Source organism: Bacillus weihaiensis, assembly GCF_001889165.1.
Lineage (GTDB): Bacteria > Bacillota > Bacilli > Bacillales > Bacillaceae > Metabacillus > Metabacillus weihaiensis.
Window position 1 is genome coordinate 3669446 of record NZ_CP016020.1, and the last position, 25271, is coordinate 3694716.

A 25271-nucleotide genomic window follows, 5' to 3' on the forward strand; every position below is an offset into this window, starting at 1 on the left:
TCCTTCTACACAGTATGCATCTATTGTACAGCATATCCGAACTTTGTGCTAAGGGAAGGGAATACTCCCTCAACAACTTACGTACCAGCTTCATTGGAAAAAACAGACTAATCTTGTTGGGTCTTCACCAAATGTGATTCATACTTTAGCCGATAATCGCTAAACTTTCCTGGTTCATCAACCATTCAACGTGTTCGATCCCACTATCATCACTTAATACCGCAATCTACCTAAAGATCTAAAAGCTACAATGTATCAAGCTATATTTTTCACAATCCACCTTCGCTATTTCCCAACCTCCTCCATTCCCTCAACCAAAATAAAACCCACCTCCATCAATAGAAGCGGGTTCTTTAACCAATTATCTGTTTGCATCCTCTGCTTTCTCTAGTAAGTCATTAGCGAGTAAAGACAGTGTGCTTGTGGTGTGGTTGATTTCTTTGATCGACATGACGATGGAGTCGAGGTCATGTTTGTTCCGGTCGAACATGGTGAGGTAGTTTTCCATTTCCATTTTCACGGTTATAAGTCCACCTTTAACTTGGGCAATTTTTGTTTGAGATTGCTTGGTGGATTGGTTCATTGTTTTCATGTTGTCGACGAGATCATTTGTTGAGCTGCTGTTTTTTTGGACAAGTGTTTTGATTTGGCTGCTCATGTTTTTCGAGTTTTCTGCTAGCTTGCGTACCTCGGCTGCGACGACGGCGAAGCCTTTTCCTTCTTCACCTGCTCTGGCGGCTTCGATTGATGCGTTTAATGCGAGAAGATTCGTTTGATCTGCGATTTCTTCAATGCTTTTGGTCATAGCAAGAATTTTATTCGAGTTATCCTGTAAATCAAGAATGCCTTGAATAGCCGTGTTCACGTCGTCGATGACTTCGTTAAAGGTGTCAATCATCGAGGTCATTTGCGCTTCATTTTCATTTGTTAAGTTCACAAGGTTTTTACTGCTTTTTTGGGTAATTTCTGTTTCGCTACGAATTTGTTCTGCTTTTGAGCTTGTTTCTTGAATGGTTGCTTCTGTTTCTTGAACAGATGCAGCAACCTCTTGGCTAATTGACGTAAGCTCTTTTTGCAAGTGCTCTTTTGTACCATTTACCATCTCAAGTTCGTTCACCCTTGATTGGATATAGTTCTCAACAACTAATTGAGAGTCTAGATTTGTTAAGTGGGTGATTGCTAGTAAGAGTTTTGAGAGTTTTTCTGGTTGTGTTTCGTACTTTTTCACGATTTGTGGCACGATCAATGTGTTGATCGCCGAATATGTAGCAATAAACCAAGCTGCTGGTAGATTTGCTCCGTTATGGGTACGACCAATTCTTTTCCTCATGTCAAAAAATTCCGCATCCAATTTTCCGCTTAATAGACTTTGAAAATAGCTGACAAATACATTGTTTAGTCGTTCTCTTGTGGTGTTTTCTTTTGCAATATTTGTGAGAAACGGCTGTTTATATAAGTGGTTCAGTACGTTGTCAAGAACCTCATTTAGCATGTCCTCCATAAATGGCTGTATCTCTTGAAGTAATTGTAAGTGCTCCTTCGTTACACCCATATAGCTTAAACGTGCTGCAATGGCACGATCATGAACAAGAACTACATCCTCTTGTTGTGGGAATTCCATTATAGGTAAAAATTCCTCTTGTATTACTCGAACTTTTTTTCCGAATCCTAACATTTTTCTCATCCTTCCAACGAAATCCTACGCAAATTGTATAACATTTGTACTAGTTTTGTATAGTTATTTCGTTCACCATTTTCAAATTAACTTTTTATTGATTAAAATAGCGTTACAATGTAAAATCTAACTGTACTAAGATTCTTAATACAGTTAAGACGAAAAGGGGGTTCAAGATGTTTCAGTTAGATGTGAGAAGCAGAAAACCCATTTATGAGCAGCTAGTGGATAAAATTAAGGAATTGATTATTAGTGGAATCTTAACACCAGATGAGCAGCTCCCATCCGTTCGGGTGCTTTCTGGTCAGTTAACAGTGAATCCTAATACGATTCAGAGAGCCTATCGAGAGCTCGAAGCTCAAGGGTACCTTTATTCCATTAAAGGGAAAGGAAATTTCGTTTCAGCCATTGAGCATATGCCAAGTAATGACAAGCTTCAGGAATTAAAAAAAGAGATACAAACATTAATTGCAGAAGCGATTTACCTCGGATTAACAAAGGAGGATCTCCATCTTCTCTTTGAACGAGCGAATCAAAAAACAAAGGGGGAGCATTAGGGATGATACAAGTACATTCCATTTCCAAAAAATACAATCAACAGCTAGCTGTACAACAGTTGTCCCTTTCTGTTCAAAAGGGTTCAATTTATGGATTATTAGGTTCAAACGGCGCGGGGAAAACATCGTTGTTAAAGATGATGGCTGGGATTAATCGACCTAATTCAGGTTCGATTCTCATAGATGGCTCACCTTTATATGAAAACATGTCCGTTAAAGAACGTGTGGTTTTTATCCCTGATACTCTTTACTTCTTCCCTCAGGCTACCATTACCCAGTTGGCCCAGCAGTATAAAGCATTTTATCCTAAGTGGAGTGAAGAACGATTTCAGCGATTGAAGGCCGCGTTTACGATTGATGTAAATAAAAAAGTTCATCGACTATCAAAGGGAATGAAGCGACAGGTTGCCTTTTGGCTTGCTCTTTCTGCTATGCCGGATGTGCTTATTTTAGATGAACCGATTGATGGTCTTGACCCTGTCATGAGACAAAAAATTAAGAATCTCTTGTTTCAGGATGTTGCAGAACGAGAAATGACAGTCATCATCTCCTCTCATAATCTTAGAGAAATCGAGGATCTTTGTGATCACGTCGGGATTATGCATAAGGGAAAAATTCTACTTGAGAAGCAGCTAGACGATTTGAAGTCAGATACACATAAGATCCAGCTAGCGCTAAAAGACCCTACGCATGAGGAGCATTTACTTAACCAATTCACCATTCTCCATCGTGAGAAAAGAGGAAGTGTGTCACTTCTAATTGTTCGAGGTGAGGAAGAGAAAATTCAAAAGATTATTCGCGCGCATGACGTGATTCTCTTTGATTTACTTCCTTTAACGTTAGAGGAGATTTTCATTTATGAAATGGAGGATACAGGCTATGAAATTGAAAACATCCTTCTTTAAAAAACAAATCATTCGTCAGGATGTAAGACAATTTGGATGGATTAGCATCGTCTTTTTCCTCCTATTGTGTTTCATTATACCCTTGGAACTGCTTCAACTATCATCAAGTGATTTCTTGACATATAACGAATATCAAGATTACTTCGCCATTAATACAGAGCTTCAAATTATGATTTTACTTAGCCTTCCTGTAGCAGCTGGTTTGTTACTTTTTCGCTATATACACAATGAAGCTGCTGTAGATATGGTTCACAGCTTACCTATTAGAAGAGAATCACTGTACGTTAGTCATCTGTTGAGTGGATTAGTCATGCTACTTGTGCCTATTCTTCTGACATCTGTCATTACCTATTTTGTGACAAGATCAATTCCGGAATTTCATGATATCCTAACCGTTTCTGAGCTAATGAGTTGGACTGGTCTGATTATCGTCTTAACCTGTATGTTCTTCACCTTTACTGTTATGGTTGGAATGATTACTGGCTTATCAACAGCACATGCAGTTTTAACGTATATTTTCTTATTTTTACCGATTGGCTTAACGACAATGATCACATACAACTTATCTTTTTTATTATTCGGATACGCCTCTTCCCTTTTAAACGAGAAGATATATTACCTGTCTCCTTTTACCCGTTTTATCCGAGTATGGGACAATAATATAATGTATTCAGCAGGAGAGGTCATGATCTATATCTTGCTAACCGTCCTGTTCATTATTGTTGGCTTATTCTTCTACAAAGGTAGACAGCTAGAACGTGCAACGGAAGTAATCACCTTTACCTTCCTAAAGCCTGTTTTCAAATACGGTGTAACGTTCTGTAGCATGCTTGTGGGGGGAACATATTATTCTGCTACAACTTCTGCAAACTTTAGCTGGCTCATCTTTGGCTACATTTTGGGCGCATTAATCGGCTACACAGCTGCAGAAATGATACTCCAGAAAACATGGCGAATTTTTCAACTGAAGATGTTTACTGGGTACGTCATTTATATGGTTATTTTCGGTGTGATCTTCATTAGTATAGAGAATGATTATCTTCAGTACGAAAGTAAATTACCGAGAATGGACCAAATTCAAAATGTGTACTTTGGAGACACATATTTTTTACATGAAGAAACTGAAAACAAGGCATTATATTCAGATTCCAAGCTTTACATCCAGGCTGTACGGGAATTACATGAACATATTTTAGAAGAGAGAGAGTACATTCAGTCTGTTAAATCTGATTCAGAAATTCGGATAAGCTACCAATCTATTGTTTATCGCTTGAATAACGGACAGCTTTTCAAAAGGGAATATCGAATCCCCATTGAGCTTTTAGAAGATAAATTACAAATTGTCATGGAATCAGATGAGTATAAAGCGAATCTACCTGAGATTAGACAAATTGATGAAACGTCCGATCCAATTGATATTCGCCTTTTCCCACATGCACCTGGCTTCTCGCCAGTCACCATTTCAGACAAAGGAGAAATTCAAGAGCTACAAGAAGCTATTAGTAAAGATGTAAAATCTCAAACTATGGATGACCTATTATATCGTTCATCTACTTTTGGTTATATCGAATTATCATACGAACCGGAAAAAACAAAGCTTCCAGGAATGGAACCTGTTCCTACCGAAACGATTCATATTGATTGGAGAAAGTCCTTTAAACATACGGAAGAATGGCTAAAGGAAAGAGGCTACTATGAGAAATTAACGATTACGGAAGCTGATTTAGCGCAGGTCGAACTGATGAAAATCTCTCCTCAAGAACCGAACAAAGAATACTTAGCAACCGAGGAATACTTTCAACAAGCAACAGAAACATTACCTATTACTGAAAAGGAGGAAATCGAAAACATATTGGCCTACTTCAATAGGGATTACTCAAGCGACCATATCTATTATGTAAAGCTCACCCTTAAAAACGGTCAAACCTGGTACGGATCCCTTGAGGAGGAAAAGATACTAGAAAGTATTAAAAAGAAAGTAGATTGATTAGCAGGATGATAAATGGAAGAGACTGGGACAAAATAAAGAGCCAGGCATCCTCCGATACAAACTATTGTGTGCACTAGATAAATCAGTGCGTACATATAGTCGTTACGATAAGGTGCCAGGCACTTCTGTCTCCTTCTGTCCCAGCCTCTTTTTTTAGTTGCTGCTAGGGCAAAATCCCAAGTGCAGAAATCTCCCCTTAGATAAAAGGGTTTTTCTCTCTGTATAGAGCGAGTGACAATCTTAGTTTGCGTAGTAATCGATGAAAAACCTGGTGATGTGCACATCACCAGGTTTTTCGTTATTTTTTATTCGTTTGTTTCCCGCTCTTTTTTTGGCTTTGATGCTGGCTATTGCCAATTTGGAAGTCGCTACCTAATTCCACTTCGTTTTCACCCTGTTGCTTGGCAATTTGCTGGGCAGATTGTTCTTTATTTTGCTTCCCTTGCTTTGACATTCGTACATCCCTCCTCTTTCATGATTTTTATATTTTGTACAAAGAGGGGAAAATCATACGCATGACATGATTCCTGTTATATAGTCAAACGCGAACATTTTTCTTGCGTAAAAAAACCGATTATCGCCACGATAATCGGTTTCTTCTTCCCTTTTAAGATGCTTGATCTTTATCCTTTTTATAGTCTACTTCCCAATAATCTGCGTTTTTAATACCCAATGCTTTCGGGTCAAAAACAGGATCAATTCCTTGCTTCTTCTGATTCTCATAATCTTTAAGAGCTACTAATGCAGGCTTTGCTAGAATTAGAATGGCAATCAAGTTCAGCCACACCATGAGTCCTAACCCTACATCACCTAAAGCCCATGCTAATGCTGCTTCATTTGTCGCACCGTAGAACGTAGCTCCAAGGAGGACAACTTTTAAAACAAACATAGCCCATTTACTATTTGTAACACGCGTTAAGTAGGCAACATTTGTTTCTGCGATATAGTAATAAGCCATGATTGTTGTGAAAGCAAAGAAGAAAAGTGATACCGCTACGAAACCAGCTCCAAACCCAGGAAGAACCGATTCAATCGCTGCTTGTGTATAACCAGGTCCTGCCTCAACTCCTTCTAGATTGCTCACAATCACTGTTCCGTCCGGAGCCTCTGTGTTATACATACCTGTAAATAAGATCATAAATGCAGTAGCCGAACAAACAAATAAGGTATCAATATAGACAGAGAATGCTTGAACTAAGCCTTGCTTTGCAGGGTGAGATACTTCTGCTGCTGCCGCTGCGTGTGGACCTGTACCTTGACCCGCTTCATTAGAGTAAATCCCTCGTTTTACTCCCCATGCAATCGCTGCACCAACGATACCGCCAAAAGCAGAATCAAGGGCAAATGCACTTCTAAAAATTAAGCCTAGAACAGCCGGAAGTTCTCCGATATTTGCTAACACAATTATAAGTGACACGAGGATATACCCAATTGCCATAAATGGTACGACAAATTGAGCAACGTTCGCAATACGTTTTATTCCACCGAAAATAATAACCCCAATTAATGCAACAAGAATGATACCCGTTATCGTTGTATCTAGATTAAATGCATTCTCTAATCCAACTGCGATGGAATTTGATTGGATACCAGGCATTAATAAGCTCATCGCTAAAATAGCTGCGATCGCAAAGGTAACAGCAAACCATTTCCAGCCAATTCCTTTTTCAATATAGTATGCTGGACCCCCACGGTATTCACCGTCTTGCTTCACTTTGTAGATCTGTGCAAGAGTCGATTCTATGAATGCGCTTGAAGCACCAATGAATGCGATTGTCCACATCCAAAACACAGCTCCAGGTCCACCAAATGCAATAGCGGTCGCTGTACCAGCAATATTACCAGTACCTACACGACCTGATAGTGCAATAGCAAGTGCTTGGAATGATGATACCCCAGCTTTAGAGCTCTTTCCTTTGAACATGAGCGTAACCATTTCTTTAACATGCCTTACCTGTAAAAAACGTGTAAGAATAGAAAATAAAAGACCAACTGCAAGACAAATGTAGATGACAGGTGTACTCCAAAGCACATCATTCAAACCATTAACGAATGTTTCCAACCTAATACCCCCTTTTTTTGAATAGACAGAATTTTCTTTATAGAAAAAGTATAATAAATATTCTGTTATAAAACAACAAAAATGTGAGATAACCTCACATTTTATTTATATCCTAGTAAAATATTAGCGACAGCCTTGGAAATTCTTGTCTCTCACAGATTATTAAGAAATATATGCGGATAATCTGTTATTATAACAGGCACCTTTTCTTTTTTTAAGAGGGTAAATTCTTCCAGAGAATTAATCGTAAACACTCGTAAAGGCATTCCCATATCCCTTATTTTTCGTCCAATAATGGATTGGGCAAATGAGGCTTCACAATGGAGCGCCTGAATGGGTAAGGTTTTGATTCGTGTCATAATATCCGTTGGGATCCCTGCGAAAAGAAAGGCTGTTTCGATCGTTGGATCAAGTTGGTTCACTTTCACCAAGCTCTCACTATTAAAAGAGGAAATGATTGTTTGCTCTTTCATTTCTAGCTTGTTTACTATTTCTAACACCTTCTCCTCTAAGTGGGGGTACTCAAGTAAATCATTCTTCAGTTCAATGTTCATCAGCATGTGAGGGTTTCTGTCTTTTACCAACTCCAACACCTCTTCAAGAAGAGGAATGCGTTCATTTATAAATAGTGGATCAAACCAACTTCCCGCATCATATCTTCTTAGTTGCTTCCACTCAAAGTCCTTTACATAGCCAATACCATTTGTTGTGCGATTAATCGTTTCATCATGAATCACAACAACCTGCCCATCTTTTGTTAATTGGACGTCTAGTTCAATCCCGTCAGCACCCATTTCAACTGCTGCTTTAAATGCCGCCATTGTATTCTCAGGATATTCGCCACTTACTCCGCGATGGGCAAATAATTTTACTTTTTCGTTCATTTCGATTCCCTCTTTTCCTTGATGTAGTGTCATTCACTCTTACTACTTTTTATTTGTGGAGAAAGTATAGTGGTTAGTTGGATTGGAGGAGCAATATTACTAAAAAAAATTACAAGGCACCTACCATCCTTATTATAAAAGGTGAATAGATATCAACAAAGTTTAGATAAAAGCCTTGTTAAAAGCCCTTGAAGCAAATTCTTCAAGGGCTTAGTTTCTAGCTTAGACAGTTAGTTACCTTGTTTTTTGTTTGCTACTTCTAATGCACGGTTTGTTTCCTCTGCTGCTTGATCAAGCGCTTCTTGAGGATCCATTCCTTGATATAAATTTTCCATTGCCGTTACCACTTTTTGTCTTGACTCAGGGAAGACAGAGATAAGTGCCCCTTGAGTTGCAGTGCTTGGCTTTGTGTCACGTAATTGGTCGACTGTTACTTTAAGCTGAGGGTATTTTTCCCACTCTTCTTTTACGATATCTTGTTCATATGCGGCTGGATTGATGGCAAAGTAGCCTGTTTTTACATGCCATTCTCCTTGAACCTCAGGTGTTGTTAAGTATTTCATAAATTCCCATGCCGCTTTTTGTTTTGCTTCTTCAATCCCACTTGACATCCAAACAGAAGCTCCACCGATAATAACTCCTTGTCGGTCAGCATCATCTGGAATTGGAAGGTATGAAACGCCTACTTCAAAATCAGCATTATCGACTACCGTCTTTACACCTGCTGAACTATCTAAATACATTGCTACTTTTTTCGATTGGAAGGCAGCACGAATGTCATCCCAGTTTTGCCCTACATTATAGAAAGTACCATCATTATACATATCACTAATTAAACTGAATACATTTAATCCTAACTCATCATTAAACGTAGCTTTTGTCGCATTCCCATTTCGTCCATTTTCATTATCAACATAGTGACCACCTTGTGCAGCAAGTAATTCCTCGAAGAACCAGCCATAGTTTAAGATTGAGAATCCATACTGACTTGTTTCTCCACCATCTTGCTTCGTTAACTTTTTAGCTGCATCCATTAACTCACTATACGTCATTGGTCCTTGATCCACGTCTAAACCAGCTTCCTTAAATGCATCTTTATTATAAATAAGTACTGGTGTTGATGAGTTAAATGGCATTGAATATTGTTCACCATCAACTGTGTAGTAGTTTGAGATGTTCTTTTCCCATTGTGATGTATCATAGTTATCTTCGTCGATAAATTTTTGAACAGGCTGAACATGTCCACTATCAACCATGTATTTTGTCCCAACTTCAAAGGTTTGCATAATCGTAGGTGCATCCTCTGTACCTGCAACTGTATTAAACTTTGTTAAGGCTTCCTCATACGTACCTTGGAAAACGGGAGTTACTTCAATATCTTCTTGTGATTCGTTAAAATCAGCTACGATATCTTTCAAGACTGTTTCAAGATCACCACTCATCGCATGCCAGAACACAACTTCTTGCTTTTCAGTTGTTTCTGCCGCTTCCTTTTCTGTCCCTTCAGCCTCAGCTTCTGTTCCAGAAGTACCTGTATTTGAGCTTGAACATGCAGCTAACAATAAGAGAAATAGTGCAGATAATAAAATAAATCCTTTATTCTTCATGAATAGTTCCTCCTTTTGGTTGGGTACTAGATTTCCCCTATGAATTGATAAGTAACAGTTACTTTAGAGCACCTTGTGTTAAGCCTTTTTGCAATCTCTTTTGACCTAAGAATAAGAGTAGGATTGTTGGAAGAATGACGACAACAACTGCTGCCATGACCACCCCCCATTCGGTTGAGATTTCTTGCGACTGTAGCTGCTTTAACCCAATTTGAACAGTTCGAACACTTTCATTATTCGTCACAAGCAATGGCCATAAATACATATTCCATGTTGTTAAAAAGCTATAAATGCCTAATGTAATTAAGCTTGATTTTGAGACGGGTAGCACCACATTCCAAAAAAAGCGAAACCGACTAATACCGGCAACCTGCGAAGCCTCATAGAGCTCTTTCGGAATCGTTTTAAACTGCTGCCTCAATAAGAAGGTTCCAAAGGCTAAGGCAAAGAAGGGAACGGTTAACCCAGAATACGAATTTAACCACCCTAGCTTTTGAACCGTTAAAAAGTTAGGAACCATTGTCGCTTCCCACGGAATCATCATGGTTGAGATAAAGAGAAAAAAGATCATTTCTCTACCTTTAAATGTGATAAAGACAAAGGCAAATGCAGCTAAACTCGAGACGAGTAACTGCCCCAACATGACGACTGTTGAAACATAAAAACTATTCCATAAATAGTGAATAAGTGGCGTCCTTTCAAATGCTTTTTGATAGTTTGCAAGAGTCAAAGTGTCAGGAATGAGATTTCCTCTTAACACTTCTCCTCCTTGCATAAAGCTAATCATGACAGCATAAAAAATAGGGAACATCATAAATACCGCTGAAAAAATTAATAGCGTATACAGAATCATCTTTTTCATACGTGTCATTGATAATGCACCTTCCGTTCCCCTATCTTAAATTGAAGAATGGTTACAACTAAAATACAGAAAAAGAGAATCGTTGCCTGGGCACTTGCCGAGCCGATATTGTAATTAATAAAGGCTTCTTTATAAATGGAATACACAATAACATTGGTTGATTCCACAGGACCTCCCTTGGTCAAAATATCGATCTGGCCAAAGGTTTGAAAGGAATTAATAAGTGACACGGTGATGATAAAAAACAAGGTAGGTGAAAGCATTGGGATCGTAATTTTTCTAAGCTTGTACCAATAGCTCACGCCTGCAATATCTGCATTTTCATATAAATGTTCATCAATGTTCTGCAAGCCACCTAATAGAATGAGAAAAGCAAAGCCTGTGTTCATCCAGATAGTAGATATCGCAACAGCCAACAGTGCATAGGTAGGATCTAGAAGCCATTGAACTTCGGAACCCCCAAATGAACGAACCACCTTATTTAAAATACCGATAGACGGATTATACATGAACATCCAAATAACAGAGGAAGCCGCTACGCTCATCCCCATTGTTGATGAAAACAAGGTGCGGAACACTCCAATTCCCCTCACCTTTTCATTCGAAATCACCGCTAAAAATAGAGCGAGAATGACACCTACAGGAACTGTGTATAGCACAAATAGAATTGTTGCTTTCATACTTTTATGAAAGCTAGTTGATTGTAGGAGATACGTAAAATTCTCAAACCCAACAAACGTTATAGGTGTACCTTGTCCATCCGTTAAAAAGAAACTCAGGTATAATGTACGGATCATTGGATAAAAAAGAAAGATGCCAAATAAAAGGATAGATGGTAACAAATACAGCATTCCTACTACAAAATTTGGAAGAGGCTTCTTATAGGAAGTAGACGGCTTTTCCACATTTATGACAGGATTTGTCTCGTTCGACAGGCTACTCATAAGATAGCCTCCTCAACTAATGGTCTCTCCTCAATTTTTGCTTTATGATATAAGTAATCTCCACTTTCCGTATGAAAGAAAAACAAATTCTCTTCTTGAATAGTAAGGGGTATTTTCCTCCCAATCTCGATATTCCATTGTCCGTTCCATTTCGCAATCCATTGTTTATTTCCCATCTCAAACGTTATAAGTGTCTCCGTTCCAAGAACTTCTACATTTAAGACATTTGCAAAAAAGCTTATTTTCCCTTCTTTAGCAAGCTGGATATGCTCAGGACGAATGCCTGCTGTGATTCTTGAGTGGGATGCAAGGTGCTGTGTTACTTCCTCACTTAATGAGATGGATCGATTATCTGCGAAGAATAACGATTGCTCCTTCACTTCTACATTTAAGAGATTCATAGGTGGTGAGCCGATAAAGGAAGCAACAAACGTATTCGCAGGATGATTATAGATGTCTAGAGGGTGTCCTATTTGCTGCACCTCACCGTTATGTAAAATCATCATTCGATCGGCCATGGTCATCGCTTCTGTCTGATCATGTGTTACATAAATCATCGTAATCCCTAGCTTACGTTGAATTTGGCGAATCTCAGATCTCATCTTGGCTCTAAGCTTTGCATCTAAATTGGATAATGGCTCATCCATTAGACAAATTGGGGCTTGAGTGACAATCGCCCTTGCTAATGCCACACGTTGACGCTGTCCACCTGAAAGCTGTCTTGGCTTTCTATTTACTAACTCGGACAAGCCAAGCATTGCTGCTGTTTCAGTGCAACGGTCTTTTTGCTCCTGTTTTGATAGTTTCTTTGTATGGAGACCAAAGGTAATGTTTTGTTCCACCGTTAAATGAGGATATAAGGCATAGTTTTGAAAGACCATAGATAAATTCCGCTTACTTGGTAAATGTTTTGTGACATTCTCTTCGCCTATAAAAAGGTCTCCGTTAGAGATCTCTTCAAGCCCAGCAATCATGCGAAGCATTGTACTTTTCCCACATCCCGATGGTCCTACTAAAACGAAAAATTCACCTGGCTTAATTGTTACATCGATACCTTTAATCACCTGTTCCTTTCCATCGTAGGTTTTTGAAATATTTTTCAACTCAACTCGCTTCATTATTGATGCATCCCCTTTTTTCACATTTTCTCTACTTCAATTGCCGTTTGGGCTTGAAATTGCCATAATCTTGGTTTACCAGTTGAAACGGCGATCGCTCCACTTTGAAGTGCTGCGTTAATATGCTCCTGGTGCTGAATCAATCCTCCTGTGATAAGAGGGATGTCCGTTTTTCGTTTTAGCTTGGCAATTATTTCTGGAATAAGAGCTGGCATTAATTCAAGTGCATCAGGCTGGATCTCATTTACTGCTTTTAAACCGTTCTTCACTGCATCTGTATCTACTAGAAACAAACGTTGGATGGTTAGAAGCCCTTCTTTATTTGCAAGCTGAATGAGAGAGCTTTTCGTTGTAACAATTCCCGTTGGCTGGACATATTTTGCGATAAACTTAAGACCTTCTCTGTCATAGCTAATGCCGGGTATTTTCTCAATATGTAAAAACACAAAGCGATTATGTTTTTTCAACACATCTACATAGCGTTTGATCACACTAATATTTCCTGTTAAGAGAAAAGCGCATTGTATATTTGACTCCAAAAATTGATCAAGGCTTTTCGGGTCTTTAATAGAGGCGATTAGTCGGTCATGCTCTAAGCGTCTCGTAAATTCTTCTTGAAGATCCATTCTATTCACTTCCTTTTTAAAGAATAGTAGGTTGTAAAAAGAACAAAACAAAAAACCATAAAAAAACACAGGGGTTACTAAGCAGTAGTACGCCTATTTCTTTTTATGGTTTCTCATTATCACAACCTGGTTGATATTCACTTGTCCTTCTCTATTAACATCTTACTACCAAAAGTTTAAGAGAGTATGAAGACTTTGTATATAATTGTAAATATACTGTTTAGATTGTAAATATTACATGACATGATTGAATTGGCTACTCATATTTTTAGAGCTTGTAAAAATGATGTAGGTAAAAGCAAGCTGAAGGTGAATCGATTGAACACCCATTCCATGCAAAAAGCCTGGGACCTGGGAGATGAAGCTGTTTTTAGTCAATCTCCGTTTCCCAAATTGTCGGAAAGCACTAACCCATTTTCTTATATTGGTTTTACGTCGAATTCCAAAGCTTTTAGCCAAGAAAGCCTATCCACCTTCTCGAACTAAATAAGCGTTAACTACATTTCGCTTCAATCTTTCATCATATTTGACCACAAGAAACACCCCAAAAGGTAGAATTAGTTCGTCTAACTTTTGGGGTGCACATCTGAGCCAGGCTCTTTTTTCATTCAACAAATTCTGGAAGATGACAGGCACTGATTTCCCCTGCCTTTACTTCGATCACCTTGTCAGCTTGGCGGATGGTATTAAGACGATGCGCGATGACGAAGGTGGTGCGGTCTTTCATGAGATGGTTTAGGGCTTCTTGAATTTTGATTTCTGTGATCGTGTCGATGCTACTCGTTGCTTCGTCTAGGATAAGGATTTTCGGGTTTGCAAGCATTGCTCTTGCGATGGCTAAAAGCTGCTTCTGCCCATGGCTAATGCCATTCCCATCTTGACTGATTTGCGTTTCATATTGGTTCGGAAGCTGTTGGATAAAGGAGTGAGCGTTGGCTTGCTTTGCTGCTTTTACCACCTCTTCGTCTGTTGCTTCTAACCGACCATAGCGAATATTTTCCATGATTGACCCATGGAAGAGAAAGGTATCTTGAAGAACAAACGCCATTTGTCTTCTTAATTCATCTCGACTAATTTCTTTTATATCTCTTCCATCTACATAGATAATCCCATCGGTAGCATCATAAAACCTTGAGATTAAATTGACTAAGGTCGTTTTCCCCGCCCCAGTTGGTCCAATAAATGCGACCGTCTCTCCAGCTAACGCCTTAAAACTAATATGGTTAATTGTTTGCTTTGAGTCATCCTGATCGTAAGAAAACGATACGTCTACAAATTCAACTTCCCCATTAATCGGTTTATTTTTGTTGGAGGCGTACTCGGAATCTTCTTCCTCTTTCGGCTCCTCTAAAATATCAAATACCCTTTCAGCCCCAGCCATTGCTGATAACAACGTATTATATTGATTAGCTAAATCATTTAATGGTCTCGTAAATTGTCTTGCATACTCGGCGAAAATAACGATCATCCCGATTGTTACCAAGCCATTTAATGCTAATATCCCACCTACTCCTGCAACTATGGCAAAGCTTAGGTTATTAAGCATATTCATTACTTTTGGGATAAAGCCTGAGATCGTCTGTGCCCAAAAACCAGATAACATTAGCTGGTCACTTTTTTCAATAAATTCTTCAATAACACGCGCTTCTTTTGAATAAGCTTTAATTAGCTTTTGCCCGGAAATGGATTCTTCAATATAGCCATTTAGCTCACCAAGATGTTGTTGCTGCTGTTTAAACAAACGACCTGTTCGGCTCGTTATCCACTTCATCCCAATAACCATTAAAGGAACTATAATCAACGTCACAGCTGTTAACAAAGGACTAAGGAAAATCATGACTGTAACCGTCCCTAGTAAAGTAAGAACACTTGAGAATACTTGAATGATCGAGCTATTCAACGTCGTACTTACATTCTCGATATCATTGGTCACCCTACTCATTAATTCACCGTGCTGTCTTTTATCAAAAAAAGAAATAGGGAGCACATGAAAATGACGAAACAAATCCGTCCTCATTGTATTAACTGTTTGTTGAGCAATCCCAATCATCCAATAATTCTGCAGGAAAAGAGAAATGGAATGAAAAATAAACACAGCTACTAATCCTACCAATAAGGTTAGGAGACCCTCGCTTTGACCAGGTACAATGTACGTATCAAGCGCATGACCAATCATATATGGACCTAACAAGCCCAATCCAGAGCTAATCAGCACCATCAGTAAGACGAGCGAAAACAGAATACGTCTTGATGACAGATAGAACCATAACTTTCGTAAAGTGTAGGTTGCCTGCTTAAAGCTTACCTTCTGTTTCTTCTTCTCAACGGAACCTTCACTTTCCACAATCCGCTCATATTGGAAGGGAGCTTTTAATTCTTTAATCATAGACAACCTCCTCCGACATTTGAGATTGATAGATTTTATGATATAACGGGGAGGTTTTGAGTAGCTGCTCGTGTGTTCCTTCCGCTACTAAATGTCCCTCATCTAATAGTAAAACCCGATCTACTTGCATTGCGGTGCTTATTTTGTGGGTAATAATTAACATGGTCGCAGAATACTCATGCAAAGCTTCCATTAAATCCTTTTCTGTATGAACATCTAACGCACTCGTACTGTCGTCAAAAAGTAAAATCTTTGGCTTTCGTACTAACGCTCTAGCAATGGAGAGACGTTGTTTTTGGCCACCTGAAAGATTCACACCTTTTTGACCAATTCTTGTGTTGTAGCGTTGAGGTAATTTTTCAATGGTTTCATGAATTTGCGCAGCCTTAGCTGCCTCAACCACTTCACTCATTGTTGCATCTTCTTTTCCCCATACAATATTTTCTTTCACACTTCCTGTGAAAAGCACCGCTTCTTGAGGGACGAGACCTGTTTGGTTACGCAGGTCAATTAAATTCATTGTAGAGATATCTACTTGATCAATGCTGATTTTCCCAGAATCCACCTCGTAAAGCCTTGGAATCAGCTGCATAAGCGAGGACTTCCCTGCCCCTGTTCCTCCCATAATTGCCACGGTTTCTCCAGCATGTACGCTAAAAGAGATATCCTTTAGAACACTCTCTTCCCCTGGATAGGAAAATGTCACGTGTTCGAAGGTAATGTCTCCTTGAGAGAAAAGAGAGGGTTTTCCGTGTAATAGATCCTGCTCTTCTGTATGTAACACCTCATAAATTCGCTCTGCAGAAGCACGAGATCTAGAAATAAACATAATGATAAACGAAAACATCGACAATACGGCTGTTGTACGCAATCCATAATTAATAACAGCGACAACCTCCCCGACTTCAATACGACTTCCATCGGCTAACCAAAATCCATTCCATAAAAGAACAAGAATCGCTACATTCATTATGAACAAAAGAATAGGCATAGAGGATTCAATGATCCGCAATGCTCTAATTGTCGTGATCTTTAGGGAGTCAGCCGATTCATTAAAGCGACTTCTTTCATACTCCTTCCTTACATAGGCTTTAATTAGTTTCATCCCTACTAAATTTTCTCTTAACACATCATTTACAAAATCAAGCTTTTTTTGAACCAATTGAAACAGCTTACTCCCTCGTTTCAAAATAGTAATAAGCAGGATAACAACAATGGGTACAGCGATAAGAAACACAGTTGCTAAAACAGGACTGACAATAAAGGACATGATAATTGAACCAATAAGTAGTAATGGGGCTCTAAGCATAATTCTAAGCCCCATAAAAATGGTATTTTGGAGCTGTGTCACATCATTTGTCATCCTTGTAATCAATGATGCCGTAGGAAATTTGTTAAGCTTTTCAAAAGTGAAGTTCTGTACTTTTACAAATAGTGCTTTTCTAATGGTAAAGCCAAAATTTTGACCTACATGCGCAGCATAAAAGGAATTAATAATCCCACAAACAAAAGCAAGTAGCGATAAACCGATCATCACACTTCCCCACTGAATGACCACTGAAAGATCCTTTGCTAAAATCCCTTCATCAATTATCTTCGCCATTAATAATGGCAATGTAAGCTCCACCGCAAGTTCAGTCAACATCAGCGTAAGAGCAACCGTAATTGCTATGCGATAGGGTGATAGATATGTTCGAAATGTATGTAAGATGGTATTACCTCCAGTCCCTATTTGTACTTTCTTTTCACTTACTTATGACTTCTTCCTGAGAGATTGGTGCTAACAGGCATACTTAATTAAATGGAAAAGGTCTGTTTATCACTTAAAAGGCACAAGACCTCTGTTAGAGCAATCCCTTCATTTTACTAAATAACAAGTTATGTATATCCGTCTTACTTTTCTCCTTCTGAAAAGCTAATCCCAGCCTTTGCTGTTACAGTTTCCCTTACAGAAATCATTGTTCGTTCATTTCCACGATTGAATTCATCTCTTTTTTGACATCCCAGGCTCGACAGATACATCCCTGGCCCTCTTCTGTCCACACATCACATAAAGGAACGTATTATTCATACGTTAGGCTACTCTCATTCCCTATTTTATCCAGCAGGAAACCAACTGATCCAGAAGCTGTTTTTTAGCACATACGCCTCCTTTTTATTCAGCTCCACCTCATCACCGTCTGGCTTCATTTTCATCTCATTATCATCAAGATATTCGATTGCATCGGTTTTTATTTATAACGATTAGTTTGCTGTTTTAAAATATGGATGAAATCCAGCATATATTGGCATTTCTTCTTCAGAAGGATCGTGCTAGGTTTGTAAATGACATTTAATGTATACGTGATGTGAAACTCAAACTTGAAAGGAAATGATGCTTTTGTTTCTTCACTACGTTTAACGTGAGAGTAAGGGGAGTCTTCCTCCAGTCTCATCAATTTGTGTGTGTGCTTACTTATTTCGCCATTTTGGGGAGGTACTCCTTTTTTGCACCTTGAAAGCCTTGGGGCGCTAAGGATTCCATTTTTATAAAATTCATTCTACAGAGAAAGAAAAAAAGATTTCTAGTAGCACAAATATTAAGCCTTAAGTTTAATTATAAAATTTTTGTAAATTATCTGCAAAATCCTTGCACTTCATGAAGAAGGCATGGTAATTTCATAATTGTTATTGAATCTCGATATTGATTTTCGAAAACAAGGAAGGTGATTAGTTGGAAGATAAAGTAGTACGAAAGCTGTTTCTCGGCTTTATTCACATTCACATTCTTCATCACGCAAAGGAACAGCCCATTTTTGGTCTTTGGATGCTTGAAGAATTGCAGGAGCATGGCTACAACATCAGTGCCGGTACGCTTTACCCCATTCTTCATTCAATGGAGGCAGATGGGTTATTACATCGTGAAGATAAAAACATCGAAGGGAAAATCCGCAAATATTATTCCATTACAGATAAAGGCTCAGAGATTTTAGATGAAGCAAGAAAAAAAGCATATGAGCTGTTTAACGAAATTAAAGAGTAGAGGAGTTAAAAATGGAGACAAAGAGACCAACGTTTAAAACCTTAATAGAAATTTTACTTGTTTCAACAAGATTAGGCTTCACTTCTTTTGGAGGACCTGTCGCCCATCTAGGCTATTTCCATGAAGAGTATATTAGAAGAAGAAAATGGATGGATGAAAAAAGCTACGCAGACCTTGTCGCGCTTTGTCAGTTCCTCCCAGGTCCAGCAAGCAGTCAGGTTGGCATTGGAATTGGTGTTATGAGAGCAGGTGTGTTAGGTGGGATTACTTCCTTTATCGGCTTTACCCTTCCATCTGTCATCGCCCTCATCTTATTTGCCATCTTGCTACAACGTGTTGATATTGGAACAGCTGGCTGGCTTCATGGCTTAAAAATTGTTGCTGTCGCAGTTGTAGCTCACGCGATCCTAGGGATGGCTCAGAAGCTAACACCTGATTTAAACCGAAAGGCCATTGCTCTATTCGCTTTAGTTGGCACATTAATGTGGCAAACGGCATACACCCAAATTGGCATTATTCTTTTAGCAGGATTACTAGGTTTTCTCATTTTTAAAGAGCAAAAAGAAAAAATCGAAACGGTTCTGACGTTTCCGATTTCTAAGCGTCTCGCTACCTTTTGCTTAGTGTTATTCTTTGGATTATTAATTGTTCTTCCGATCATAAATCAAGCAACATCCATTAGCTGGCTTGCGTTATTTGATAGCTTTTACCGCTCTGGTTCTCTTGTTTTTGGTGGAGGACACGTTGTATTACCATTACTTGAAAAAGAATTTGTTCCAACTTGGTTGACCGAGGAAGAATTCTTGAGTGGATACGGAGCTGCTCAGGCTGTACCTGGGCCTTTATTTACATTCGCAGCGTATATTGGAGCTGTTATTAACGGCTGGCAAGGCGGACTATTAGCAACTTTCGCCATCTTCTTACCAGCATTTCTCCTTATTTTAGGTGCCTTACCATTTTGGAATGAATTGAGAAGCAACCCGAAAATTAAAGGCGCGTTAATGGGCGTTAATGCTGCTGTTGTCGGCATATTAATTGCCGCATTCTACGAGCCAATCTGGACGAGTTCTATTTTAGAGGCTGCCGACTTTGCACTCGCAGCTATCTTATTTAGCATGCTTGTGTATTGGAAGGTTCCACCTTGGATTGTCGTTGTTACAGGTGCCATTGGCGGCTGGTTCCTTTCTTTCATATAATTTTATTAGAGGCATCAACTTGCGATGTCTCTTTTCATTTTCCCCCTCATTCTCGATTAAATGTGAGCCCCTTACTTATAATCCACCATTTTTTACGAATACTAATAAAATCTATCCTACTAGAGAGGGACATATATGATACACATACAGGATATTATTGAAAAACAAGAAATTATATCCAAGATGAGATGGGAGTATTGGCAAAACCATATTATTTTCTCCCCTCAATGGTGGTTTTTACTTATTTCTGTTTTACTTTTATTCATTGTCTGGCTTATCGTTTCAGATAAACATAAATTATTGCCTATTCTTTTTATGGGAGTCATTACCTTTAGTGTGGTCTCTATATTAGATACGATTGGAGGAGATATCGATCTGTGGGATTATCCAATCATGGTTTTGCCGTGGGGACCGAGGATCCTGTCTATTGATGTCATGATCTCTATTTTCTTCATGCTTATCTATCAGCTATTTCAGACATGGAAGGCCTACACAATAGCAGCTCTAGGGATGGCCTTTACTTTTGCCTTTATATTTGAACCTATAGCGACCTATTTAGGCATTTACTTACCCCTTAATTGGTCTCACTTTTATTCGTTTCCAATCTACTTTTTATTGGCAATTGGAATAAAAGCGTTTGTGGATAAAATTGTGTCGATATCAAAAGGAGGAGCGATGTAGGTTAAGGCTCCTCCTTGTTCTAGGTAAATCGTAAATTCCTGTATCTTCTTTTAAAAAGCCCATCATTCGGCTCTTTTTTCCCCTATTCCGTAACATATCGTGTCACTGATCGATTATATGACTTGAATTTTTCCCATCGATTAACAATAATATGACTAGTAAGCAAGAAAAGATAAGGAGATCTCATATATGACTACCGCTACGTCTACAAAAGGGGCTATACAGCCTACTGCACAATCAAATACGACCTATTCCATTTTATTCATTATTGGATTATGTCACCTTTTAAATGATAGCATCCAATCGGTTATTCCAGCTATGTTTCCTATTTTAGAAAAATCTTTAGGCCTTACCTTTACACAATTAGGCTTAATAGGATTTTGTTTAAATATGGTTTCATCTGTTATGCAGCCTGTCGTTGGGTATTACACGGATAAAAAGCCGATTCCGTATGCGCTCCCGATTGGGCTAATGAGCTCTATGCTAGGAGTTCTCGGGCTTGCATTCGCTCCATCTTTTTCCACTATTCTCATTTCTGTGCTATTCATCGGTCTTGGCTCTGCCATCTTTCACCCTGAAGGCTCAAGGGTTGCATACATGGCTGCTGGAAGTCGCCGCGGTCTTGCGCAATCAATCTACCAGGTTGGTGGGAATAGTGGGCAGGCATTAGCTCCTTTAATTACGGCCTTTATCTTAGTGCCACTAGGTCAGTTTGGTGCGATATGGTTTACCGGTGTTGCTGGTTTAGCTGTTCTCTTCCTTTTATATATAGCAAACTGGTATTCTCAAAAGCTTAAAGCCTTCCAAACCTTTAAAAAATCAACCGTTACACAAACGAAAGAACCATTTCGTTTACAAGCGAACGTGAAAAAAGCCATTTTCATTATCATCCTACTCATTTTTGCTCGATCTTGGTATGTAAGTGCGATTGGGAATTTTTATGCATTTTATGCGATTGAAAAATATGAACTATCTATTTCACAATCTCAGCTTTATTTGTTTACATTTTTAGTAATGGGAGCAATTGGGACGTTTATCGGTGGCCCTCTAGCCGATCGTTTTGGTAAACGAAACATGATCATTTTTTCATTTTCAGCTGCAACACCGCTCACACTGATGCTACCTTTCGTTGGTAACATTTTATCTCTTATTCTATTAGCGCTAATTGGTCTTCTCTTAATGTCGAGCTTTTCAGTTACTGTTGTATACGCACAGGAACTTGTTCCCGGTAAGATAGGGACGATGTCAGGATTAACGGTTGGTCTTGCATTTGGAATGGGAGCAATCGGCTCTGTTGCGTTAGGAGGATTAATCGACCTTTTCGGCTTAACAACTACCATGATAGCTGTTGCTATTCTCCCGCTACTTGGGACACTAGCGTTACGATTGCCTACTGATACCATGCTAGGAAAATGGCAGCAATAATTTTTTGCTTTTAACTAAAGACCTATCTATACGCCTATTCTCTCTCTTTATGTATTGTCCCTCTTATCATTCCAGGGGTATAAAGAGAAAGAATAGGTCTTTTTTTGATAGTGAAAGCTTTATATATCGATTATACAGGGGCTTATGGATCAACTAGTAGGAGCTACTACCGTTTACACAACGAAAAATCAGCTTATAGTCGAAAATCGTCCAACTTCACAGCTTCACTTAAGTCCAAGATACCTCGTGCGAGACCAAGGATGGAAAATATTACATTTATTTTTAATCTAATTGTAACCTACGATTTCCTATTCTATGTTATAAATAGTAGGATGAGAAAGGGGTTGCTTTATGCGAGCTTTTAAGAGAAGCTTTGCCACACTTAGTATCCTTCTATTATCTTTACCTATTTCGTATGTGGCAAATGCACAAACTAGTAATGATACATTAAATAGTGCTAATCAACAGCTAGAGCAGAATCAACAAACCATTCTTCAAAAGGAGAAAGAGCAAGAAACGATCTTTAAAGAAATCAATACCATTCAGCAAACAATTGCTACGCTTGATGCTGACATCTCACAGAACGAACAAAATCTTACACAAATAGAAAACAAAATAAACGAAATCCAACAATTAATTGAGCAAAAAAAGGAAGAAATTATTTTCTTACAGGACAAGGTATATGCACGTGAAGGGATTATGGAAAAGCGCCTTGTTGCCCTTCAACATAATGACCATACCTCCATCCTCATTGAAACTCTTGTAAATTCTGAGAGCGTAGGAAACTTCTTCGAACGAATCGGTGCTGTTGCTACATTATTAAATGCCGACAAAGAGATTCTTGATGAGCAAGAAGCAGATTTAAAGAAGATTGAAGAAGAAAAACAAGAGATTAATAGACAAGAGCTTTTACTTTTCAGTCAACAAACAGATCTTGAAGCAAAGAAGGCTAAGCTTGAAGAGGCACGACAAAAACGCAATTTTGCCCTTAAAGAGATGGAACAACAATATACAACGATTGCAGCCGAGATAAGCAATGCTGAAAAAGAAACGGCTAAAATCCAATCAGAAATTACAGCTATTCAAGATCAGATCGCCAAAGAAGAAGCTGCTGCCAAAGCGCGTGCAATTGAGCTTGCAAAGGCTGAAAAGGAAAAACAAGAGGCGCTTGTTCAACAAGCTGTTTCGAAACCTTCTGTTCAAGCCAAACCAAGTACAACCGATTCAACTACGAGTTCAAGCACTAGCTCAAGCTCTTCTTCTACTAGAAAAGAATTCTACGTGACAGCTACAGCCTATAGTCATGAAGATACTAAAAATGATGTTACCTACTTAGGCTACAACATAAAGAAAAATAAAAATATGAAACTTATTGCTGTAGATCCTGGTGTCATTCCACTTGGCTCAAAAGTGTGGGTTGAAGGGTATGGTGAAGCGATCGCTGGTGATACAGGCGGCGCAATAATTGGTCATAAAATCGACGTTCTTATGCCTTCAAGTGCAAAAGCATTACAATGGGGCCGAAAAAACGTAAAGGTCATTATTTTAGATTAATTATCTTCACTACGTAATTCCTGCTTTGTTAAAGCTGAATATTGATTTTTTCGTACTTTATTGATGTCAAGGACTTAATGGCAGCTCCTTAGGACTACTTCTTGACATCTTGATTAATAAATGAAAGACCATCACAGAAATCAATAGCCAAGTTTAACAGAGTCTAAACTATTTTTTTGAAAAGAATAGCACATTAAAACTTGAACATTTTCTGTCTAGTATGAATACTTTTCAACTTTTTATTGAAATTTCCAGCTAATATCCTTATGATGGAGAGGGATGGAAGGATAGAAGCCTTCACCTACATGATAGAAAAACCAGTACACCGAACAACTTTATAATGATTTTGGTTATGTTTTCCTAGTTTTAAATGCTAGAAATTAGAGCCCAAATAAGTAGTAGATTCTTTTAAATCTACTCTTATTTGGGCTTTTTGTGTGTACAGACACCAGGAATTTTCCCAAAGGAAGGGGGAGTAAGAATATGAGTCTACCTACATCACTGATTGAGCAGCTTCTGTTTAACTTACTAATTATTCTTGTCCCAATCTATTTTTTCCAATGGATTTTACCGACAACAAAAAGTCGCATTAATCAAGTGATCTCTATTAGTATTTTTTCTATTATTACACTACTAACAAATTTATTTACAATCGAATCTCCTTCTTCTTATGAAGAATTACTATGGAGCTTATGTTATATTCCATATGTTATCTGTATTCTTTATATTGGAAAGCCAGCATTGCTAGTGGCTCTTTTTTTAAGTATTTTTCAACTTTTTCGCCATGGATGGATTCCTTTCATTGAATCAGCTCTACTTTCCTTTATTTTATTTCTTACCATTTATTTCATAAGGAATAGCTATCATCGGTTAAATAGGAGAGGGAAATATTTTGCAAGTATCGTCCTATCTACCTATACGTTTAGCTTCATGTTCATTAAGCTATGGATCTTCTCAAAAGATGAGATTTATTTAATGGAGAATACGAGCCTTAAAGCGCTAATTATACTGTTCATTGGTTATCTATTAGCCTACATCCTTTATACGCTATTTATTGAGACGACTCATAAAACCATTATGCAAGCTGAGAATACACATCATACTGAGAAGCTTCATATGGTTAGTGGGTTAGCAAAGTCCATTGCCTATGAAATGAGGGAACCGCTTACTGCTGTTCGTGGATTTATACAATTATCAAGAAATGGGGCTATGAACCAATCAGCAGAATTACTGGATACGGCTATTCATGAGTTAAATCGGAGCGAAAATATCTTAAAAGAGTACACGATGGTTTCTCCATCACCCAGTGGAGAAATGAAGGAATTTAGGCTACATATCGTCATGAATGAAATTCAGCTATTAATTCAAGCATATGCAAATCACCAAGGTGTAAAACTAACTGTTGTAACAGAACGAGATATATATGTGAATGGACATGTAGCGAAATTTAAGCAAGCAATTCTGAGCTTACTTACATATGCAATCAATGAAGCAGATTACGGGATCATACAAGTCTCAGCTACGTATTGTGAAAAAACAGATAAGGTTATAGTAGAAATGAATAAGGATCAAAAAAACTCGTTCTCTAGTTCTAAGCATTCTTTCCCTTCTTTTGTAAAGGGAAAGAATGTTAACCTTTTTACTACTCAACGCCTTCTTGAAGAGATTGGCGGAACTCTCATCGTAAAGAAACGTGTTGGTCGTGTAATGAGGGTCATCATTAGTCTAGAAGGAAGAAAAAGAGATCAACTGGGTACTTGATCTCTTTTGGATTCTT

21 protein-coding genes and 1 pseudogene are annotated in these 25271 nt (G+C 38.4%); 9 read left to right on the forward strand and 13 right to left on the reverse strand.

What is annotated here, in order from left to right; all coding sequences use genetic code 11:
• Window positions 1-361 precede the first annotated feature (361 nt).
• Together A9C19_RS22830 and A9C19_RS22835 are read right to left on the reverse strand one after the other, a co-directional pair.
• A complete protein-coding gene (locus tag A9C19_RS22830) occupies window positions 362-1102 on the reverse strand; it encodes a methyl-accepting chemotaxis protein (protein WP_420835838.1) in 741 nt (246 codons plus the stop codon).
• A gap of 30 nt (window positions 1103-1132) precedes the next feature.
• Window positions 1133-1684: pseudogene (locus A9C19_RS22835) on the reverse strand (protoglobin domain-containing protein); the annotation flags it as partial.
• Window positions 1685-1851: 167 nt separating this feature from the next.
• Here A9C19_RS22835 and A9C19_RS17745 point away from each other — a divergent pair.
• Genes A9C19_RS17745 through A9C19_RS17755 form a run of 3 tightly spaced genes read left to right on the forward strand, consistent with a single transcriptional unit; the run spans window position 1852 to window position 5124 of the window.
• Entirely contained in the window at window positions 1852-2232 is a 381-nt protein-coding gene (locus tag A9C19_RS17745) for a GntR family transcriptional regulator (protein ID WP_072581165.1), read from the forward strand.
• Window positions 2233-2234: 2 nt separating this feature from the next.
• Window positions 2235-3137 carry an ABC transporter ATP-binding protein gene (locus A9C19_RS17750; RefSeq protein WP_072581166.1) on the forward strand — a complete coding sequence of 301 codons (903 nt, stop codon included), beginning with the start codon at window positions 2235-2237 and terminating at the stop codon, window positions 3135-3137.
• Window positions 3112-5124, forward strand: coding sequence for an ABC transporter permease (locus A9C19_RS17755; RefSeq protein ID WP_072581167.1), 2013 nt, complete (start codon window positions 3112-3114; stop codon window positions 5122-5124). Before A9C19_RS17750 ends, A9C19_RS17755 begins: the two co-directional genes overlap by 26 nt.
• A 301-nt stretch (window positions 5125-5425) precedes the next feature.
• On the opposite strand, the gene A9C19_RS22110 is transcribed toward A9C19_RS17755, so the two are convergent.
• The 11 genes from A9C19_RS22110 to A9C19_RS17805 all read right to left on the reverse strand — a co-directional run bounded on the left by A9C19_RS22110 (window position 5426) and on the right by A9C19_RS17805 (window position 17348).
• The gene (locus tag A9C19_RS22110; protein WP_199445797.1) at window positions 5426-5581 is read right to left on the reverse strand and encodes a hypothetical protein; all 156 of its coding nucleotides are present in this window, start codon (window positions 5579-5581) and stop codon (window positions 5426-5428) included.
• A 153-nt stretch (window positions 5582-5734) separates the two neighbouring features.
• Window positions 5735-7189, reverse strand: coding sequence for an alanine/glycine:cation symporter family protein (locus A9C19_RS17760; RefSeq protein WP_072581168.1), 1455 nt, complete (start codon window positions 7187-7189; stop codon window positions 5735-5737).
• A 152-nt stretch (window positions 7190-7341) separates the two neighbouring features.
• Entirely contained in the window at window positions 7342-8073 is a 732-nt protein-coding gene (locus tag A9C19_RS17765; RefSeq protein WP_072581169.1) for a glycerophosphodiester phosphodiesterase, read from the reverse strand.
• 230 nt (window positions 8074-8303) lie between these two features.
• Window positions 8304-9680 carry an ABC transporter substrate-binding protein gene (locus A9C19_RS17770; protein ID WP_072581170.1) on the reverse strand — a complete coding sequence of 459 codons (1377 nt, stop codon included), beginning with the start codon at window positions 9678-9680 and terminating at the stop codon, window positions 8304-8306.
• Between the two features lie 58 nt (window positions 9681-9738).
• The gene (locus tag A9C19_RS17775) at window positions 9739-10551 is read right to left on the reverse strand and encodes a carbohydrate ABC transporter permease (protein ID WP_072581171.1); all 813 of its coding nucleotides are present in this window, start codon (window positions 10549-10551) and stop codon (window positions 9739-9741) included.
• The gene (locus A9C19_RS17780) at window positions 10548-11393 is read right to left on the reverse strand and encodes a carbohydrate ABC transporter permease (RefSeq protein ID WP_420835839.1); all 846 of its coding nucleotides are present in this window, start codon (window positions 11391-11393) and stop codon (window positions 10548-10550) included. The genes A9C19_RS17775 and A9C19_RS17780 overlap by 4 nt, the downstream gene beginning before the upstream one ends.
• An 89-nt stretch (window positions 11394-11482) precedes the next feature.
• Window positions 11483-12604 (reverse strand): ABC transporter ATP-binding protein, encoded by a 1122-nt coding sequence (locus A9C19_RS17785; RefSeq protein ID WP_072581173.1) that lies wholly within the window; start codon window positions 12602-12604, stop codon window positions 11483-11485.
• A gap of 20 nt (window positions 12605-12624) precedes the next feature.
• Complete coding sequence (locus tag A9C19_RS17790; RefSeq protein ID WP_072581174.1) at window positions 12625-13230, reverse strand: glycerol-3-phosphate responsive antiterminator; 606 nt, start codon at window positions 13228-13230, stop codon at window positions 12625-12627.
• 234 nt (window positions 13231-13464) lie between these two features.
• Complete coding sequence (locus A9C19_RS17795; RefSeq protein ID WP_072581175.1) at window positions 13465-13689, reverse strand: hypothetical protein; 225 nt, start codon at window positions 13687-13689, stop codon at window positions 13465-13467.
• A 145-nt stretch (window positions 13690-13834) separates the two neighbouring features.
• Window positions 13835-15616 carry an ABC transporter ATP-binding protein gene (locus A9C19_RS17800; protein ID WP_072581176.1) on the reverse strand — a complete coding sequence of 594 codons (1782 nt, stop codon included), beginning with the start codon at window positions 15614-15616 and terminating at the stop codon, window positions 13835-13837.
• Complete coding sequence (locus A9C19_RS17805) at window positions 15609-17348, reverse strand: ABC transporter ATP-binding protein (protein WP_338022854.1); 1740 nt, start codon at window positions 17346-17348, stop codon at window positions 15609-15611. Before A9C19_RS17805 ends, A9C19_RS17800 begins: the two co-directional genes overlap by 8 nt.
• Window positions 17349-18329: 981 nt before the next feature.
• On the opposite strand from A9C19_RS17805, the gene A9C19_RS17810 reads away from it, so the two are divergent.
• The 6 genes from A9C19_RS17810 (at window position 18330) to A9C19_RS17835 (ending at window position 25255) form a co-directional block, all read left to right on the forward strand.
• Window positions 18330-18638 carry a PadR family transcriptional regulator gene (locus tag A9C19_RS17810; RefSeq protein WP_072581178.1) on the forward strand — a complete coding sequence of 103 codons (309 nt, stop codon included), beginning with the start codon at window positions 18330-18332 and terminating at the stop codon, window positions 18636-18638.
• A gap of 11 nt (window positions 18639-18649) precedes the next feature.
• A complete protein-coding gene (locus A9C19_RS17815) occupies window positions 18650-19834 on the forward strand; it encodes a chromate transporter (RefSeq protein ID WP_072581179.1) in 1185 nt (394 codons plus the stop codon).
• Between the two features lie 135 nt (window positions 19835-19969).
• Complete coding sequence (locus A9C19_RS17820) at window positions 19970-20515, forward strand: CBO0543 family protein (RefSeq protein ID WP_072581180.1); 546 nt, start codon at window positions 19970-19972, stop codon at window positions 20513-20515.
• A 189-nt stretch (window positions 20516-20704) separates the two neighbouring features.
• Entirely contained in the window at window positions 20705-21940 is a 1236-nt protein-coding gene (locus tag A9C19_RS17825; RefSeq protein ID WP_072581181.1) for an MFS transporter, read from the forward strand.
• Between the two features lie 351 nt (window positions 21941-22291).
• Window positions 22292-23494, forward strand: coding sequence for a 3D domain-containing protein (locus A9C19_RS17830; protein WP_072581182.1), 1203 nt, complete (start codon window positions 22292-22294; stop codon window positions 23492-23494).
• Between the two features lie 483 nt (window positions 23495-23977).
• Complete coding sequence (locus A9C19_RS17835) at window positions 23978-25255, forward strand: sensor histidine kinase (RefSeq protein WP_072581183.1); 1278 nt, start codon at window positions 23978-23980, stop codon at window positions 25253-25255.
• Window positions 25256-25271 lie beyond the last annotated feature (16 nt).